We start from the raw sequence: 17,278 nt of genomic DNA, 5'->3' as shown, positions 1-17,278 counted from the left end.
AAATTCTTCTTTAAAGCAGTGTTCACAAATTTTCTTCACAAAATGTGGAAATTTTGTTTTCAGCCCCAAAAAGTTGTTTAAACACGCAATGCTTTATTTGTAACTAATTGATAAACAGGTTCGTATAAAAGTGTCTAATTAAAATAATTATTTAATTTTTTGGATAGAAACGAGTTTAAGTAAGAAATTTTTTTCGTTGAAATCCAATAATTTATGCAAATTCACGACAACAGCTCTAATTAATTTAACTATTATGAAAAACCTCAATTCGAGCCGTGCAGCCGGTGTTATAAAATTGCTTATGATGCTGGCTCCATTGGCATTCATCACATCATGTCAGCGAGACGCACAAGTCTTACCCTCATCGTCAACCAACGCTATCGGTAGCACTTTTACAAGTAAATCATTAGCAACGGCTTACACCGTTTCAGCTCCCATATCCTATTACAACAAGAGTAACATTACGATAAGCGGCTTATCAATTACAGGAGGTTCTAATTGTATTGCGCTATATAACTGTACGAACGTTATCATTACAAATTGTTCAGTGGGGAATTCATCAGGCTTTGGCATCATGTTAAACAACTGTAAGAATATTTACGTGCAGAATTGCTTTATAACTAATGTGAAATCTGGGGTACACGTTTACCAGGGTTCCGGAATAGCGGTAAACAGCAATCAATTTTTGAATATGAACGGGCCATTTCCAGACGGTTGTTTTGTACAATTTGCTTCGGTAACTGGTGGAGGAAACCGGATCATGTATAACAGGTGCGAAAATGTTGTCGGTATAGCGCAGCATCCGCAAGACGGGATCAGTCTATATAAATCAAGTGGAATACAGGGAGACTCCATTATGATATACGGCAATTGGCTCAGAGGAGGACAGGTGCAATTTGATTCTGGTGGTGCTGCTGGGATTGTTTTAGGCGATTTGGGCGGATCATATCAGGTGGCAAGGCAAAATTATGTACTCAATTCTGGTTATGTAGGTATGCAGGTAGTGGGAGGATCAAATATAAAAATGGATCACAATTTTATTTATAGCTCAAGTACACCAGTCTCTAATACAGGAATTAACTGTGGAAACTATTCCGGTGCTTCAAGTTATAACATAAATATATCCTATAATCAGGTGAAATGGTACCAAAAAACTGGTGCCGAATGGGATTTGTGGTTGGATAATGTCGCAACGCCAACCGGTTGGAGCACCAATATTCAGAAAGCTAATATTTCTGCTAGTATTCTTCCGGCAACTATTATCACAATGCAATAAGGGCTTAACAATCAATTAGAAAGAAAAGTCGATAGATACCTATCGGCTTTTTTGTTTAGAAACACTCCGGTTTATTTTGGTCATTAACGGTTCATTTTGGTATCGGCCTTCAGTCGTATCAAACAAACTTTAATATTTTATTTTTTATAAACAATTGATTGATAGTGTGATGTTATAGTTGCCACCATAAAAGAGCTGCAATGGTATCGTTTTAGTAAAACAGAATTTGTTGGATTACGTTAAAGGGCTTTAAGAATGAACGATATTACTTTGAAGATATACCAGTTTATCGAGGATAAACTCGGAGTGGAAAGATCGGCGATAAAAAATTCTGCTTCATTTTATAATGATTTGAATGTGGATTCCCTGGATTTTTGTGAATTGATTGTAGATGTTGAAAAGGAATTTGGCATACAAATACCCGATGATACATTCGACAAACTCAAAACTGTTGGCTCCCTGATAAATTATGTAGCCAAAGCTACTCACACTGAGCTTCATAAAGTTACTCAAATGGGAACTATCGATCAAGAACGCTTAAGTGCCTGATAGCCCAATTGGGATAATCGAATTTCTTTCCGTTCAATTGTTGCAGGTGTCATCACTATATGATGAACTTAGATTAATAAGACGTTGTGCAAATGCGGGGCGAAAGTATTACCCAATATGGTCTCAATTTTGATATTTCAATAAATTTATCGACCCCAATGCTAATCGGCGTCTGTTTCAAGTACTGGCTATTAATCGTTGATTTATAATAACCTATACTAGCCTTTTACCGTACAAGTAAGTCTTTAGTAAGTACGCGTTTTCGCATTATATGAATATTAAATTATCCTCCTTCCTTTTTTTGATAGTTTTATGTAAAGCATCTTTTGCCCAAACAGGGCTTTCATCGGATGAGCTGTTTCAACAGGCACGAAAAGCTGCTTTTGATGAGAAAAATTATCCCAAAGCAATAGGTTTGAGTAAGCAGGCTTTAACAAGAAGTCCGGACTATTCAGATATCCGTGTTTTTTTGGGCCGGGTGTATACCTGGTCAGATAAAACGGATAGTGCGCGGACAGAATTTAAAAAAGTATTGAGCAAACATCCTGACAACGAAGATGCCGCTTTTGCTTACGGCAGCCTTGAATACTGGAATAACAATTCAAACGGTGCATTGGGTATTGTTAGCAGCGGACTGAAATATCACCCTGGTTCTAAAGACCTGTTATTGCTGAAAGCAAAGGTATTGAACGACCTGAAACGCTACCCCGAGGCCGGCAACACACTGGATACTTTGATAAAAGGTGATCCGGGGAATTCAGATGCCCGTGCGTTGGCCGACAGGATAAAGGATAACACTTCAAAAAATAAGGTAGGTGTCACTTATGATTATATCTCTTTTGATAAACAAAGCAACGCTCCATGGCACCTGGCAAGCCTTGAATATGCAAGGCAAACCGATATAGGTTCGATCATAGGTTATCTGAATTATGCCAATCGCTTCAGCAAAAACGGCTTGCAATATGAGGTCGATGCCTACCCGCACATATCAAAAATCTTTTATGCTTACATGAGCGTCGGCTATTCAAACAATGTAGGTGTATTCCCGAAAACCAGGGCCGGTTTTTCGCTTTATGCCAATTTACCGGCTAGCTTTGAGGCAGAAGCTGGCTTCAGGTATTTGCATTTTACAGGCGATACCTGGATTTATACCGCATCTATAGGTAAATACTATAAAAGCTTTTGGTTCAATTTCCGTACTTATTTAACGCCTTCAAACAGTTCTATTTCGCAGTCCTATTCTGTTAAAGCAAGATACTATACCGGCGGGGCTGATGACTATATTTCATTAGGTATCGGCACTGGTATTTCGCCGGACGATCCGCGTAATATCATTCTGCTAAACAATGGTCAGAATTATAAACTACGCTCAAATAATATCTCGGCTGCGTACTACCGTTCGTTCAAAAGACGCAATATTATATTTTTTACTGCGAGTGTCGACCACCAGGAATATCGGTTCCAGACCTGGGGTAATCAGTTTGATTTGGGCATAGGCTATCAAAGAAGATTTTAATTTAGATGAACAAGAGAAAGTTTCTGCAACTGATTATACCTGCGCTTATTATTTTCCCGGTAGTGATGTGGCTCGCCTGGTTTTTTACTCCCAAGAAAAAACTGGTTGTGGCTATAGTGGATAAAACGGTACTGACCACCGATGCCCAGGAACATACTTCGCTTTGGTGGATATTGAATCATAACCGCTTTACCAAAACTGCAACACAATCCTACAAGAATAGCCAGGACTATTTTGGGTTTTTTCCTAAAGATGATGAAAAATTTAAACTAAAAGGACTTGAAAGATTTTCATCAGAGCAATTAAAGCAATTGAGTAATGATGCCGACCTGGCTTATTATACCGACACTTATGGGATGTACCGGAGCGAATGGTACAGCCAGAAACAAAGTACAGAACGGTCTAACCTTATATATGGAGGGATGAGTGCGCAGGATATTGAGTTTTTGCAGGATATGAAGGATAAGCACAAACTCATCATCACCGAGTTTAACACCATAGGTTCGCCAACCAATGCAGATAACCGCAATAAATTCGAGAAGATGTTCGGCATGCATTGGACAGGGTGGACTGCACGGTATTTTGATAGTTTTGATACTACTAAAAATAAAGAATTACCACGCTGGCTTATCGGAAACTATAAAAAGCAGCACGAGCGGAAGTGGCCATTCCATAAATCAGGCCTGGCATTTGTAAGCAACGATGATCAGATTGTTATTCTGGAAGACAGTACACATTTAACGGATCCCGTACCACATATCATAACATTTGGTTACGGTAAAAAAGTATTCGGGCTGCCCGAAAAGATGAAGTATCCGTTCTGGTTTGATATCATTACCCCTTCGCTGTCAATCAATCACGCGGTGTCACGATTCGATATCAGTCTGAATGCTGCTGGTACTGCTGAATTGAAGAAATACAATATCCCAACTACGTTCCCGGCTATTATTATGCATAAGGACAAAGATTACCAATTCTATTACTTCTCAGGTGATTTTTGTGATAACCCGATCGGTATGGGAACCTCCTACTTTAAAGGCATAAGTATGTTCAGGTGGATGTTTTACAACTCTGATGATCCGGCTGAGCGTAAAAGTTTTTTCTGGACATTTTACCGCCCGATGATCACTACTATTCTTAAGGAGCAAGTCGCTGCCAAGAAATAAGCTAGGCGAATAATACTAATATTCTCTGCAAACTTGGTCATACTCTTAATGTCCTCCGTAGTAGAATTGAACCACAAAGAAAACAGAACCTTTATTTGAAGGGGAAAAGGTGAGGCGTTTTATAAAATATAGTTGATATATCAACTATATTTTATACTTTTGCTTCATGAATCAGAACAATACTCGTCTGTCACCCCCTGAAATGATCGCACATATCGGTGCATTGTATCATAAAATACACAGACAATGCGATAAAATTTTCAGGGAAAATGGGTTCCCGCTGGAGATGGACCAGATACCTGTGCTTATGAGGCTATATTATTCAGGAAGTGCATCACAGCAGGAGATAGGCTTGGGGTTAGGGCGGGATAAGGCCTCTGTTAATAGAACTATCGCGCTCCTTGCTAAAAAAGATTTTGCAAGGGTGTTAAAGGATGCGACCGACAAGCGGAAAACCTCAATTGAACTGACGGAAACCGGTAAAAAGCTGGCTGCGCAGGCCCATGCAATGCTCGAAACCTTTAACAAATCATTGGTCTCCCAACTTACAAAAGAAGAAAGAACTCAATTTAACAGTCTTGCATTTAGACTAATAGAAGCGATTACATCTCTGTAATCCAGACATTTTCAACTTTAAGGATTAAAAAATGAAAAGAATTATGTTCTTAACGGGCATGCTATTGCCCCTGCTTGGCTATTGCCAAAACTCAGACACCACCAGACATTCCCGGTTTCTCACTACTTCGCCAAAGCTGGGCGGTATTAATGTGAACTATTTGGTTACGCCCATCAACACCAACGGTAATACTTTAACCATGCAGCAGCCTATTGTAGACATAGGTATTCCGGTCTACAAAGATTTCTCCACTGTTCATACGGTCCTGATAAAAACAGGCATACGCTACCAGGGACTTTTTCTTTCGAATGCAGACGAAATAAGCAACGCCTGGTTTCATTCCCTGACCGTTCCATTGCTAATGAATTATTCGCTGTCGCGATCCACCAGTATCTCATTCATTGGCCTGGCGACTGTTGCCTCTGATTTAAAACAGAACCTTGAGGCGGGCGACATTCTCTACACAGCGGGTGTACGTTTAGGTTTTCATCCAAGCAATCGTCTCAGATATGGCGTTACGCTTACCTATATCAGCAATTATTCGGGTAAATTCCTTTTGCCTATACCTGACGTCGACTGGACAATCAACAACAAATGGAATTTTACGGCTATTATACCCGCCAGGGCTACTTTAAGGCATAAATTGACAGAAGCACAATCGCTGGGTATTACAGCAGGCCTTGACGGAAGCATGTATCATTTCTCTGATGCCGGGCAAGCTCAATACCTGCATTTACGGCAAAACAGCGCCGGGTTGATTTATGAGGTTAAGCTGGACAAACGATGGAAGTTGAGCATGATAGCCGGGCGTACGTTTATGCAAAAACTGGAAACATTTAACACGGATCAGAAAGTGCCTTTTGATGGGTTTAATAAATTGAATGACCGGGTAGCCAATGTGTCTTACCGTCAAAATTCGTTTATATTCCAGGGTGGCGTCAACTACGAATTCTGATAAATTATCAAAATATACATAACAAAAAAGGTGATCATATTTCAGAGTCACCTTTTTACTTTATTAAGGTTCAGTTATTAATGCTTTACGGGATTGTAATGCTGATGAATGGAATCCGGTATGATCCAGTTTCCAGTTACGATTTGTTCATTCTTTTTCTTAAACTGGTCAAAGGCATTTTTAAGCTGTCCGGCTTTACCTTCATCCTGTATGGGGTCTTCACCAAGCTCGGCATTCAGTTTAAACAGGTTGTCGCCATTCAGGTGGTATTCACCCATAATAAAGTCTATCATGTCCGTTTTAGTCTGCAGCAGCGGATAGTTATGAATATTCTCAAAATTGCGATTAGTATCCAAACCCTGTCCCATCCAGCTTACCAGTGATGGTCCTTTGATCTTATAATTATGCTGCAAATAAGCCATTAAACTCGGACTGATATCAAAATGCGTAGAAACAGACGCCATCTGCGCAGTACGTTTAAGCATTGGCGAATAAACGATCAGGGGCACATGGTAGCGGTCGATCTTATCGCTCATCGGTATCTCAGGCATACGATGGTCGCCGGTGATCAGGAATATAGTGTTGTTATAATCGCTGCGCTTGCTGTAGGTATTAAAGAAACCGCGCAACGCATCATCCAGGTATAAGATACTGGCATATTGCAGCTTGTAGTTACGGCATTCGTTCTTTTTGGCATCATCATAGCCCAGTTCGGTCAGGCGTTTTTCAAATCTGGCCAGGTATTTATCTTCCTCATTTATTGCAAATGGGCTGTGGGTTGATACGGTTAAAACAACGCTCAGCTGTGGTGCTGTTGCTTTTTCATCGCGGGTAACTAAATAATGTCTGAACAACTCTTTATCATTATACCCCCATGAAAAACCGTTAGGCGCAGGTAATTTGGTATATCCCGCCGGGAACGATTTTCCATCGTTCAATTCATCAATAGCGTTTTTATTCAGGAAAGTTGCCATGTTGTCAAAATTGGCATCGCCTCCATAATAAAATGAAGTATGGTAACCGTTATATTTCAAAAGGCTTAACAGGGACACGTGCGAAGGCATATTATCACCCAATGCCAGGAAACCATTTTTAGCAAATGGCAATGATCCCAATACAGAAGGTAAAACTGCAAACGTACGGCCTCCTTCACTCAGGAAGTTTTTCCAGTAAAGGCTTTTTCCGGATAGTGAATCGATAAATGGTGTAAAATTGCCCAGGTAAGCGCCTTCATTGGTAAATGCGCGGCCTAAACCTTCAACCAGTATGATAACAATGTTCGGAGGGGTCGTATTACTTTTGATAAACGGACTCAGTACATCCGGTGAAGCATCATTGTGTAAAAATGGGTAATGTGCCGGATCAGTATATTTGAATGCTGCTATTTTGCTTGTAGCAGCGTTATCGTAATCATTAATGTAACTATCAGCATAAATATCAAGCTCGCCTTTTGAAGGGAAGAAGTGTTTGTATGATTCGGCCCAGAAATGATCAGATTTATTGATGACCAGGTTATTGGCATAGTCTGATTTAAAGCTGCCCGGGTGGATCATAGCCTGGGCATCGGTCACAAATATAAGGAATGATAGCATCGGTAATGCAACGACAATATATCTGTTTATCTTCAACTTAGCCGGTAACATCCACAAAGCGGTGATGGTGCCACTAATCACCACAATAAAACCGATAATTTGGAAAAAGTTTACACCACCAGCAGCGCCTACGGTTTGTTTAATATCAGCCATTGAATAGCTGTACAAATCTGCCCCAAGCGGAACCAAAGCTGTTGTAAAGTAAGAAGTGAGACTAAGCTGCACAATCGCCATAAAAACTATGAATACGCAATAAGTTATGCGTGCAAATTTTGCGGAGATGAGGTGAAGTATCACATACAAAAGGAAAAAATAGATCAAACCTTTACACCAGAATATCAGGTCGTTCAAAAAAGTCCAGCCTAATACAGCAAACAGGTTTTTGGGCAGCTCGTGAGCGATGCCGTTATAAATAACTTCGAAAATGCTGAGGACAAAAATCATCATCAGCCATATGATGGAAAGCTGTGCGAACGATAAAGCCGCAGGCACGATCCTTTTCGACAGTTTTTCCTTTTTAGTTTTTTTAGTTTCCATTACTCAAATACTATGACGCTTTTTTCTCTGTAGCCAAACCCGTTCTGGTCATTTCGCCCCAGGAATTGTGTTTTCTTAATAAATCTATATTACCTCGTATGGCCGACCATACTACAAATGGATGGAACACAAATGGCTCCAGTATGGCAACGCCTACCAGACGTAAGATATCTTTCCGGCCCCTGTATTGATTATAGGTAAGCACCTCCATCATGATAGCAAAAATGGAGTAGAGTATACCCATGCATAATACCCCTACTATGATCATTATAGCCGACCAGTTAACGGCATAAGTGAAGCAATAGATGATCATACCGATGGTGCCAAAAAATTCAATTATTGGTGCCATAAACTCAAAAAACAACCAATAAGGATAGCTGAGCATACCTAAAATGCCATAACGGGGGTTGAAGAGCATCACTTTGTGGAAACGCAGGGTTTCGATTGTGCCGCGGGTCCAGCGGTTACGCTGACGTCCCAGAATTTTGAAGGTAGATGGTGCTTCGGTCCAGCATAAAGGGTCGGGAATGAAAGCGACCTTATAAGGTTCGTCACGTTCCTCCATATAACGGCGCATGCGCACCACCAGTTCCATGTCTTCACCAACGGTGTTGGTATTGTAGCCACCACAGTTGATCACAATTTCACGGTCGAAGGCACCGAAGGCTCCCGAAATAAGAAGAAGGCCATTCAGCTTTGTCCAGGCCATGCGGCTAAGCAGGAATGCGCGGATGTATTCAAGCGTTTGTATTCTCGGCAGAAACTGTTTTGGCAGATTTACCTTTACCAGTCGTCCGCCTTCAATTTCGCAGCTGTTGGCTATACGTACTACACCGCCTGCAGCTATCACACGCTGATTGGTGCTTTCAAGGAAAGGTTTAGCCAGTTTTAAAAGTGAATCTTGCTCCAATACACAATCCACATCAATACAAACAAAATAATCGTTTTTAGCAATGTTTACCCCTACATTTAGCGCGTCGGCTTTACCGCCATTTACTTTGTCTACAACGATCAGCTTACGATAAACCGGGTTATAGCTTTTGTATACGCCCCTTACAGGCTTGGTTTTTATTTGCTGGTTTACAAAAAAATCTACTTTATAAAGATCATATGCACGGATCAGTTTCTCTAATGAATCGTCTTTACTACCATCGTTAATAATAATCACCTCAAGGTTATTATAGTGCAGCGAGAGTAGTGACCGAACATTTTCAATAATATTCGCCCCTTCATTATAAGCCGGCGCCAGTATGCTCATGCTTGGCGTTTCGGTTGACGAGGCAAGCATTCGGTAATCGGTAAAACTGTTTTTATGCAGATACGAGCGTGTTTCGCTGATTGAAAACGCACCTATTAAAACGTAGCATATCAAAAGTATGATGGAATACAATAGAATGCCATAGGTAAAAAAGTGTAGAATAAATGTTTGCCAACTCATGCTGCTACCTCTCCTTTAATGTGCATTACTATCTCGTTAATGGAGTCATTTGATTCCTTCGAGTACTTTTCAAGAGACACCATACCGTCTTTATTGCTTTGCACCAGTGCACGGGCAGCACCGATCTTTATTTCGTCATTTTCATGATTTAGCAGATCGAGCAGGAACAGCACATCTTTTTCTGTGCCGACTGTTTCCATTACTTTTATCATGGCTAATTGGTTCTTTAGTATTTCACCAAGAAACCTTGATATAAAATCATCGGAAGTTTCATCGGTATAGATCTCATTAAGGCAATGAATAGCCTCATATCTCACCAATGGATCGGGATGATCAAGACAGGATACAATGTCATAATACAAATCAAACCGCTGGTAAATACGGGCCAGTTTTAAGGTAAATATGATTACACTGCTGTTATCTGACTTAAACCATTGAGTCATATCAATATTTGCCGGCGGCAAATGCGACAACTGCTGCAAAAGTTTTATTTGCTGCCAGTTTGAAATAGGATAAGTCACGGTGTCCAAAAAATGAAGGCCATCAAAACCATTGAATTGAATCAGTGCTGATTGAGCTTCCATACGCACCAGGTCGTTCTTGTCATCGGCATACAGGCATAGCTGATCTACAAATTCGTGCATGCTCATAATGGTGAGCTCCTGTATTGCCTTTGCCCTGATATACCACCTGCCGCTGGATAAGTTGCCCAGTGCATATTTATCAAGGCCCAGTTGTACATAAAGGTGTTTCAGATTATCGGCCGATATACCGGTGATACTCCTTTTGGCCGACATGATTTCATTGATGAGCAGTTTTCTAAAATGCTTGTTGTCCATTAGCTTTTCGGCCCTTGCAGTAACAGGAATAGCGCTATCACCTTCAGATTCTTCTTCGTCGTCATAGAAAACCGCTTTCCGTATCAGCAAATCGGAAATTAAGCTCCATTTATCAAACTTTTTATCATAAACACTTTTGAAATACATGTAAGACAACATATAAACCAAAAGGCCTAAAATCAACAATATAATACCGGCAAGGACAATATTTTGAATATGCCAGATACTGAACACGGAAAGTAAATAAGCTTTGCTAACCAAACTTTTGCTATTAAAATCAGGTGAATTATTTAACCAATGGGGCCTCGAACCTCCGTACACGTACTGATAGCTCGTTCGGGCTAAATGGCTTTGTCATGTAGTCATCGGCACCAAGTTGAAATGCCTCGAGCACTACATTTTCTTGTCCCATACCTGAAAGAATAATTACCGGTGTACCGGTCGGATATCTTTTTTTCACAGCACTCACCACCTCAAGGCCCGATAGATAAGGCATCATAATATCTGTAATAACCAGATCGGGCTGAAAATCGTCCAACTTTTGTACTGCTGCACGACCATCATTTGTTATCACCACATCATGCCCGTCTTTTTTGAGACGGAACTCAAGCATCTTAATCATCAATTGATCATCTTCAGCTACCAGGATTTTCATATTTTAAAAATTTTAAACGGTTAATAAACTGTTAAAGAATTGTTATTGCCTCTGATAAAGGCGTTATCACACTTATACGCAGTCAGATAAACATTAGTTATGCGGCAATGATTTTTTTGCGCCTGACGAAGTTCGGAGCGAGAAGTGATGCTAAAACCCGTAAGATTGGGGTTGATTGCAGGTTAAATTATCCATTAAAAACAATAATCCCTTGCTCAATTTTTGGAGAGTTTATCATGCCGCAAGAATAACGCCGGGACGAAATATCTACCATTGAAATTTCAAAATTTTTGAACTACTTTGGCTCGGTGTTAAAGCCTTCTATTCGTAAAAGGCATTATTAAATTCAAAATCTAAATCATGAAATGCGCTTTAGTAACGGGGGGATCAAGGGGTATTGGCCGGGCTATTTGTTATAAGCTCGCCGAAATGGATTACTATGTGCTGGTTAACTACAAGGCTAACGAACAGGAGGCTCAAAAAACGCTTGCCAAAATAAAGCAAAACGGAGGTAATGGCCAGTTATTGAAATTTGACGTTGGCAATAAAGCTGAAATCAATCAGGTACTAAGTAATTGGGCTGAAACAAACACCGATAAATACATCGAGGTGCTGGTGAATAATGCCGGCATAAAAGATGATGAATTAATGATGTGGATGAAAGATGAGCAGTGGGATAGTGTTTTGAAAACGAGTTTGGATGGCTTTTTTTATGTCACCAGGCAGGTTTTAAGCAGTATGCTGATGAAAAAATATGGCCGCATAGTTAACGTGGTTTCCTTATCTGGCATAAAAGGGTTACCGGGGCAGGTTAATTATTCGGCAGCTAAAGCGGGGGTTATAGGCGCCACAAAGGCATTGGCCCAGGAGATTGCCCGCAAGGGGGTTACTGTAAATGCGGTTGCCCCCGGATTTATAACAACCGATATGACGGAAGGCCTTGACGAGAAAGAATTAAGGTCAATAATCCCCGTTAAACGTTTTGGTACGCCCGAAGAGGTGGCCCATGCGGTCGGGTTTTTAGCATCTGCCGAAGCGGGCTATATAACCGGGGAAGTATTGTCTATTAATGGGGGTCTATATACTTAGAGGTTTGCATAATTATTTGATAGCATAATTTGATAGTATCAAAAGAAGATATCTTATCCTTTATTCCACAAAGGCCGCCGTTTGTGATGGTCAATCAATTAGTGGATTGCGACAGTACTAGTTTTCATAGCACATTTTTTATTGAGCGAGAAAACATATTGGTTTATAATAATGAACTAAGCGAAGCCGGCATTATAGAAAACATTGCTCAAACGGTTGCCGCCGGAGCAGGGTATAGGGCAAAAAAAAACAGCGAACCTATTTCGATCGGTTATATAGGTGCAGTAAAAAACCTTGAAATATCTGCTTTGCCTAAAGTTGGAGACACCATAAATACCCAGGTAACTATTACTAACCAGGTATTTGGAGTTACCATTGTAACCGGGAATGTTGAATGTAAAGGTAAAAGCCTTGCAAAATGTGAAATGAAAATATTTATTAAATAGGTTTTAAACAGTATAGAAAATTTAGAATGCTGCAAAATGAACTTTTTACTTTTACGGACATTCTTGCCGAAGAAAATACTGTAAAAGCAAACGTCAAGCTAAATCCGGAGCATCCAATATTTAAGGGGCATTTTCCCGGCGAACCTGTTTTACCTGGTGTGTGCATGACCCAAATGGTAAAGGAGCTGTTGGAGATTTATATTCAAAAGCAAACCAGGTTGATCAAAGCCAGCGATATTAAATTTTTATCAGTTATTATCCCCAAGCAGGATAAGTTAATTGGCATCGAATTAAAATTATTCTTTGTTGATGATGGAATCAGAACAGATGCCAGGCTCCTGAACAAGGATATAACACTTTTCAAATTCAAAGGGATGTTTCAGTTACAGTAAGTTATCGCTACCTCCACTTTCGCATTTGATTCTTCACTCTTTATGCTTTTTAATCTGAGTTTGAAGTTTTTTCAATCAAAAATAAAATACCGTTAAAAAACGGGTTGCTTATTGAGCAAAAATTGATGATCTTTACTAAGCCTTCCCCCTGATTGTTCGCAGAACTAAACTATTTTTTTAAAAATATTGTTGGTTAAATGAATTTCAATGAGCGCATAAAGCATGATACTCGTTGTTTCTGAAAGTCAACATTGTTTTACGCAGATAATAGGAAAGTTACGCCCCCCTCGGAATTCCACCAAGGAGCTTTGAATATTTATGTGTATCAAAGTGATTACCTGCTTATATTTCCTTATTCCATTCTATGATAAAACAAGTATCTAAACCAAACATCGACCAAAAACTCTTAACCTTACTTGTCACCAGTGTAAAGGATTACGCCATCTTTATGATTGACCCGCAGGGTTATATCATTAGTTGGAACAATGGTGCCGAACGTATAAAAGGGTATAGAGAATCAGAGATTCTGGGTAAGCATATATCTGTTTTTTATACAAAAACGGATATTGATAAGAATGAGCCCCAACATAATTTAAATGAGGCCCTTAAAAGTGGCTCCTACGAGAATGAAGGATGGAGAGTTCGAAAGGACGGTTCAATATTTTGGGCCAACGCTATTTTTACGCCACTGTTTGATGAAGATCAAAAATTGCTGGGATTTGCGAAAGTGACCCGCGATGTGACCGAGCGGAAAAAGACAGAGGATAAAAGACAAGAACAGTATATTGAACTTGAAAGACAGGTAAAAGCGAATACTGAAAAAATATTAGCCGCCGAGATCCATTACCGTAAGCTGATTGAAAATAGCCATGACGGCATCGCATTATTCGACAAAGATCTCAATGTGTTTTACCGCAGCCCTTCTGCCCAGCGTATTACCGGCTGGGGAAAGAAGGAACGGGATGGTTTGGGCATCGGGGATATTATCCACCCTGATGACAAAACACTGGTTAGCGGGTTGTTCCTGAAAATATTGGATAAACCAGAGGCACCGGTCATTTGTTCTTACCGTGTCAGGCACAAGCTGGGACATTACATCTGGCTGGAATGTGTATTCAATAATAAATTGGATGATCCGGACATGAGGGCTATCGTTTGCAATTTCCGCGATGTAACCGCCAAGAAGGAATCAGAACTGTTATTGCAAAAAACTGTAAATGAACTGTCTGCTTACAAAGTCGCATTGGATGAATCGGCAATAGTAGCAATAACTGATCAGACAGGGATCATCAAACACGTCAACGACAATTTTTGCGGGATATCCAAATACAGCAGAGAAGAGCTGCTTGGGCAGGACCACCGCATCATCAATTCCTCTTATCATGAAAAGGCACTTATAGCCGGTCTGTGGCATACCATCGCAAACGGAAAAATTTGGAAAGGGGAATTAAGAAATAAGGCGAAGGACGGCAGTTTTTATTGGGTTGATACTACCATCGTGCCTTTTTTGAATGAACGGGGAAAACCTTATCAATACGTTGCTATCCGTTCGGATATAACAGAACGTAAAAAAGCTGAATCAGAAATACAGAGAACAGTTAAGGAATTGTCGGCTTACCAATACGCATTGGACGAATCAGCAATTGTAGCGATAACCGATCAGAAGGGGATCATCAAACATGTTAATGATAATTTTTGCCGGATATCCAAATTTAGCAGGGAGGAACTGCTTGGACAGGACCACCGCATTATCAACTCCTCCTATCATGAAAAGGCATTTATAGCCGGGCTGTGGCGAACCATTGCCAACGGGAAGATTTGGAAAGGGGAATTGAAAAACAAAGCGAAGGATGGAAGCTACTATTGGGTTGACACTACCATTGTGCCTTTTTTGAACGAACAGGGCAAGCCTTATCAATATCTTGCCATCCGATCGGATATAACAGAACGTAAAGAAGCTGAATCGGAAATACAGAGAACAGTTAAAGAACTGTCAGCTTACCAATATGCATTGGACGAGTCGGCAATTATAGCGATAACCGATCAGAAAGGGATCATCAAACATGTTAATGACAATTTTTGCCGGATATCTAAATATAGCAGGGAGGAGTTGCTTGGACAGGATCACCGCATCATCAATTCAGCCTATCACGATAAATCATTTATTGCTGGTTTGTGGCGAACTATTGCCAACGGAAAGATTTGGAAGGGGGAACTAAAAAACAAAGCAAAGGACGGGACAAATTATTGGGTTGACACTACCATTGTGCCTTTTTTGAACGAACAGGGTAAGCCTTATCAATATCTGGCCATCCGCTCGGATATAACGGAGCGGAAAAGTTTAGAAGAACTGTTGGGCAAAACAACCGAGCTTGCGCGTATAGGGGGCTGGGAAATTGATTTGGTAAACGGCACCTATTATTGGTCTGACATTACAAAAGAGATACATGAAGTAGAGCCTCACTACGAACCTACTCCGGAAAAAAGTGTCAGTTTTTACCCGGATGAAAGATACAGAACAGCGCTAACGAATTTAATGCATGATGCTCTAAATAACGGTAAACCTGGTGACGCCGAACTTCAAATTGTTACTCCTAAGGGGAATCATAAATGGATACGTGTAATTGTTGAATCTGAATTTGTTGATGGGAAGTGCTCAAGAATTTATGGCAGCTGCCAGGATATTGATGCACGGAAAAAAGCAGAAATATCCGGAAAAAGGGCACTCGAAGAAAGGAATCAGATACTCGAAAGTATAGACGATGCTTTTTTTGCTGTCGATAAAAATTGGATTGTGACTTATTGGAATAAAATGGCCGAAAAAGTTTTATTAACCCCTAAGGATAAAATTCTCGGTCATAATTTATGGGAAATATTTTCTGATTCAGTAGGGTCAGAATCATACAAAAACTATCATATTGCTCTTGAAACCAACCAGGCAGCGCATTTTGAAGACTATCACCCCCCTCTTGACAAATGGTATGAAATAAGCGCTTACCCTTCTGATACTGGTCTCTCAGTATATTTTAAGGACGTAACAGATCGAAAAAATTCAGAAACGCGCTTAAAAGAGTTAAACGAAGATCTTCAAAATCATGCAAAAGAACTGGCAGCTTCAAATGAAGAGTTAGAACAATTTGCCTATGTAGCCTCACACGACCTGCAGGAACCACTGCGCATGGTAACTGGTTTTTTGACCCAACTGGAGAAAAAGTACCAGGACGTGATTGACGAGAAAGGCAAACAGTACATTTATTTCGCGGTGGATGGTGCCAAACGTATGCGCCAGATCATACTCGATTTACTGGAGTATTCCAGGGCAGGTAAAACGGTGTCGGGCCTGGAGCGGATTAACCTTAACAAGCTTATGGATGAAATGCGGGTATTATACCGTAAACAGCTCGACTCCGGTGCGCAGATAATTAACGACGAATTGCCAGTGATAGTTAGTTACAAAACTTCGCTCTGGCAGGTATTACAAAATCTGATAGGGAATGCCCTTAAATATCATAAAAAGGACGTAGCACCTGCTATTACACTGACTTGCAGCGAGACGAATACCCATTGGCAGTTTTGTGTGGAAGACAATGGTATCGGCATTGAGTCGGAATATTTCACCAAGATATTTATCATTTTCCAACGCCTGCACCGAAAGGGAGAGTATTCCGGAACAGGCATTGGGCTGGCTATTGCCAAAAAGCTGGTCGAAAATCTTGGCGGGAAGATTTGGGTGGACTCTGTCAAAGGCCAGGGTACCAGATTTTATTTTACCATATTGAAAAACGAAACCTTATGAAACCTATCAAAATTCTGCTTATTGAAGACAGCGAAGGAGATATCCTCCTGACCGTAGAGGCACTTTCTGACAGCAAAATTGTTAATGACATCTACGTACTGAAAGACGGCAAAGAGGCAATTGAATTTTTTGAAAGCAACCCTCCGGCCGAACAATTGCCTGACCTTATACTGCTGGATATAAACCTCCCGATGAAAAGTGGTCACGAGGTGCTTAGCTACCTTAAAAACAGTATGTCGTATCGGCATATCGCCGTTATTATGCTCACCACATCTTCATCTGAAAAGGACATCTTACGGGCGTATGACAGTTATGTAAATTGTTATATCACCAAGCCGATTGATGCCTCAGATTTTATGGATGCGGTAATAAAAATCGAAGACTTCTGGATTAGTATCGTTACCCTGCCCAGGTAA

The 17,278-nt window shown here is 40.4% G+C and carries 15 protein-coding genes; 11 read left to right on the top strand and 4 right to left on the bottom strand.

The features are described from left to right. Positions 1 to 253 precede the first annotated feature (253 nt). The 6 genes from Q3A68_RS06310 (at position 254) to Q3A68_RS06285 (ending at position 6,078) form a co-directional block, all read left to right on the top strand. The gene (locus tag Q3A68_RS06310) at positions 254 to 1,276 is read left to right on the top strand and encodes a right-handed parallel beta-helix repeat-containing protein (RefSeq protein ID WP_302900210.1); all 1,023 of its coding nucleotides are present in this window, start codon (positions 254 to 256) and stop codon (positions 1,274 to 1,276) included. A 255-nt stretch (positions 1,277 to 1,531) separates the two neighbouring features. Beyond that, on the top strand, positions 1,532 to 1,825 hold the full coding sequence (acpP, locus tag Q3A68_RS06305) for an acyl carrier protein (protein WP_368045656.1): 294 nt from the start codon (positions 1,532 to 1,534) through the stop codon (positions 1,823 to 1,825). Between the two features lie 271 nt (positions 1,826 to 2,096). After that, complete coding sequence (locus Q3A68_RS06300; protein WP_302900209.1) at positions 2,097 to 3,341, top strand: YaiO family outer membrane beta-barrel protein; 1,245 nt, start codon at positions 2,097 to 2,099, stop codon at positions 3,339 to 3,341. A gap of 5 nt (positions 3,342 to 3,346) precedes the next feature. Further along, positions 3,347 to 4,507 carry a hypothetical protein gene (locus Q3A68_RS06295; RefSeq protein ID WP_302900208.1) on the top strand — a complete coding sequence of 387 codons (1,161 nt, stop codon included), beginning with the start codon at positions 3,347 to 3,349 and terminating at the stop codon, positions 4,505 to 4,507. Between the two features lie 166 nt (positions 4,508 to 4,673). Next, positions 4,674 to 5,123, top strand: coding sequence for a MarR family winged helix-turn-helix transcriptional regulator (locus Q3A68_RS06290; RefSeq protein ID WP_302900207.1), 450 nt, complete (start codon positions 4,674 to 4,676; stop codon positions 5,121 to 5,123). A 31-nt stretch (positions 5,124 to 5,154) separates the two neighbouring features. Then, positions 5,155 to 6,078, top strand: a complete 924-nt coding sequence (locus tag Q3A68_RS06285) for a DUF6268 family outer membrane beta-barrel protein (protein WP_302900206.1) — start codon at positions 5,155 to 5,157, stop codon at positions 6,076 to 6,078. A 77-nt stretch (positions 6,079 to 6,155) separates the two neighbouring features. On the opposite strand, the gene Q3A68_RS06280 is transcribed toward Q3A68_RS06285, so the two are convergent. The 4 genes from Q3A68_RS06280 to Q3A68_RS06265 form a co-directional block, all read right to left on the bottom strand. Further along, positions 6,156 to 8,207: an LTA synthase family protein gene (locus tag Q3A68_RS06280; RefSeq protein ID WP_302900205.1), complete on the bottom strand. Its 2,052-nt coding sequence runs from the start codon at positions 8,205 to 8,207 to the stop codon at positions 6,156 to 6,158. A 10-nt stretch (positions 8,208 to 8,217) separates the two neighbouring features. After that, entirely contained in the window at positions 8,218 to 9,645 is a 1,428-nt protein-coding gene (locus tag Q3A68_RS06275) for a glycosyltransferase family 2 protein (protein ID WP_302900204.1), read from the bottom strand. After that, the gene (locus tag Q3A68_RS06270; protein ID WP_302900203.1) at positions 9,642 to 10,631 is read right to left on the bottom strand and encodes a HEAT repeat domain-containing protein; all 990 of its coding nucleotides are present in this window, start codon (positions 10,629 to 10,631) and stop codon (positions 9,642 to 9,644) included. Before Q3A68_RS06270 ends, Q3A68_RS06275 begins: the two co-directional genes overlap by 4 nt. 139 nt (positions 10,632 to 10,770) lie before the next feature. Then, entirely contained in the window at positions 10,771 to 11,139 is a 369-nt protein-coding gene (locus Q3A68_RS06265; RefSeq protein ID WP_302900202.1) for a response regulator transcription factor, read from the bottom strand. Positions 11,140 to 11,499: 360 nt separating this feature from the next. Between Q3A68_RS06265 and flxB the strand changes: the two genes are divergently transcribed. From flxB to Q3A68_RS06240, 5 genes are all read left to right on the top strand, one after another. Beyond that, on the top strand, positions 11,500 to 12,228 hold the full coding sequence (flxB, locus tag Q3A68_RS06260) for a flexirubin biosynthesis SDR family reductase FlxB (RefSeq protein WP_302900201.1): 729 nt from the start codon (positions 11,500 to 11,502) through the stop codon (positions 12,226 to 12,228). A gap of 29 nt (positions 12,229 to 12,257) precedes the next feature. Continuing rightward, complete coding sequence (locus Q3A68_RS06255) at positions 12,258 to 12,674, top strand: hotdog family protein (RefSeq protein WP_302900200.1); 417 nt, start codon at positions 12,258 to 12,260, stop codon at positions 12,672 to 12,674. A gap of 26 nt (positions 12,675 to 12,700) precedes the next feature. Then, positions 12,701 to 13,066 (top strand): ApeI family dehydratase, encoded by a 366-nt coding sequence (locus Q3A68_RS06250; RefSeq protein WP_302900199.1) that lies wholly within the window; start codon positions 12,701 to 12,703, stop codon positions 13,064 to 13,066. A 364-nt stretch (positions 13,067 to 13,430) separates the two neighbouring features. After that, positions 13,431 to 16,862 carry a PAS domain S-box protein gene (locus Q3A68_RS06245; protein WP_302900198.1) on the top strand — a complete coding sequence of 1,144 codons (3,432 nt, stop codon included), beginning with the start codon at positions 13,431 to 13,433 and terminating at the stop codon, positions 16,860 to 16,862. Continuing rightward, positions 16,859 to 17,278: a response regulator gene (locus tag Q3A68_RS06240; protein ID WP_302900197.1), complete on the top strand. Its 420-nt coding sequence runs from the start codon at positions 16,859 to 16,861 to the stop codon at positions 17,276 to 17,278. Before Q3A68_RS06245 ends, Q3A68_RS06240 begins: the two co-directional genes overlap by 4 nt.

The organism is Mucilaginibacter tolerans (assembly GCF_030519375.1).
Taxonomy (GTDB): domain Bacteria; phylum Bacteroidota; class Bacteroidia; order Sphingobacteriales; family Sphingobacteriaceae; genus Mucilaginibacter.
The sequence above is the reverse complement of the archived record's forward strand: the minus strand, read 5'-3'. Positions and strand labels throughout refer to the sequence as shown.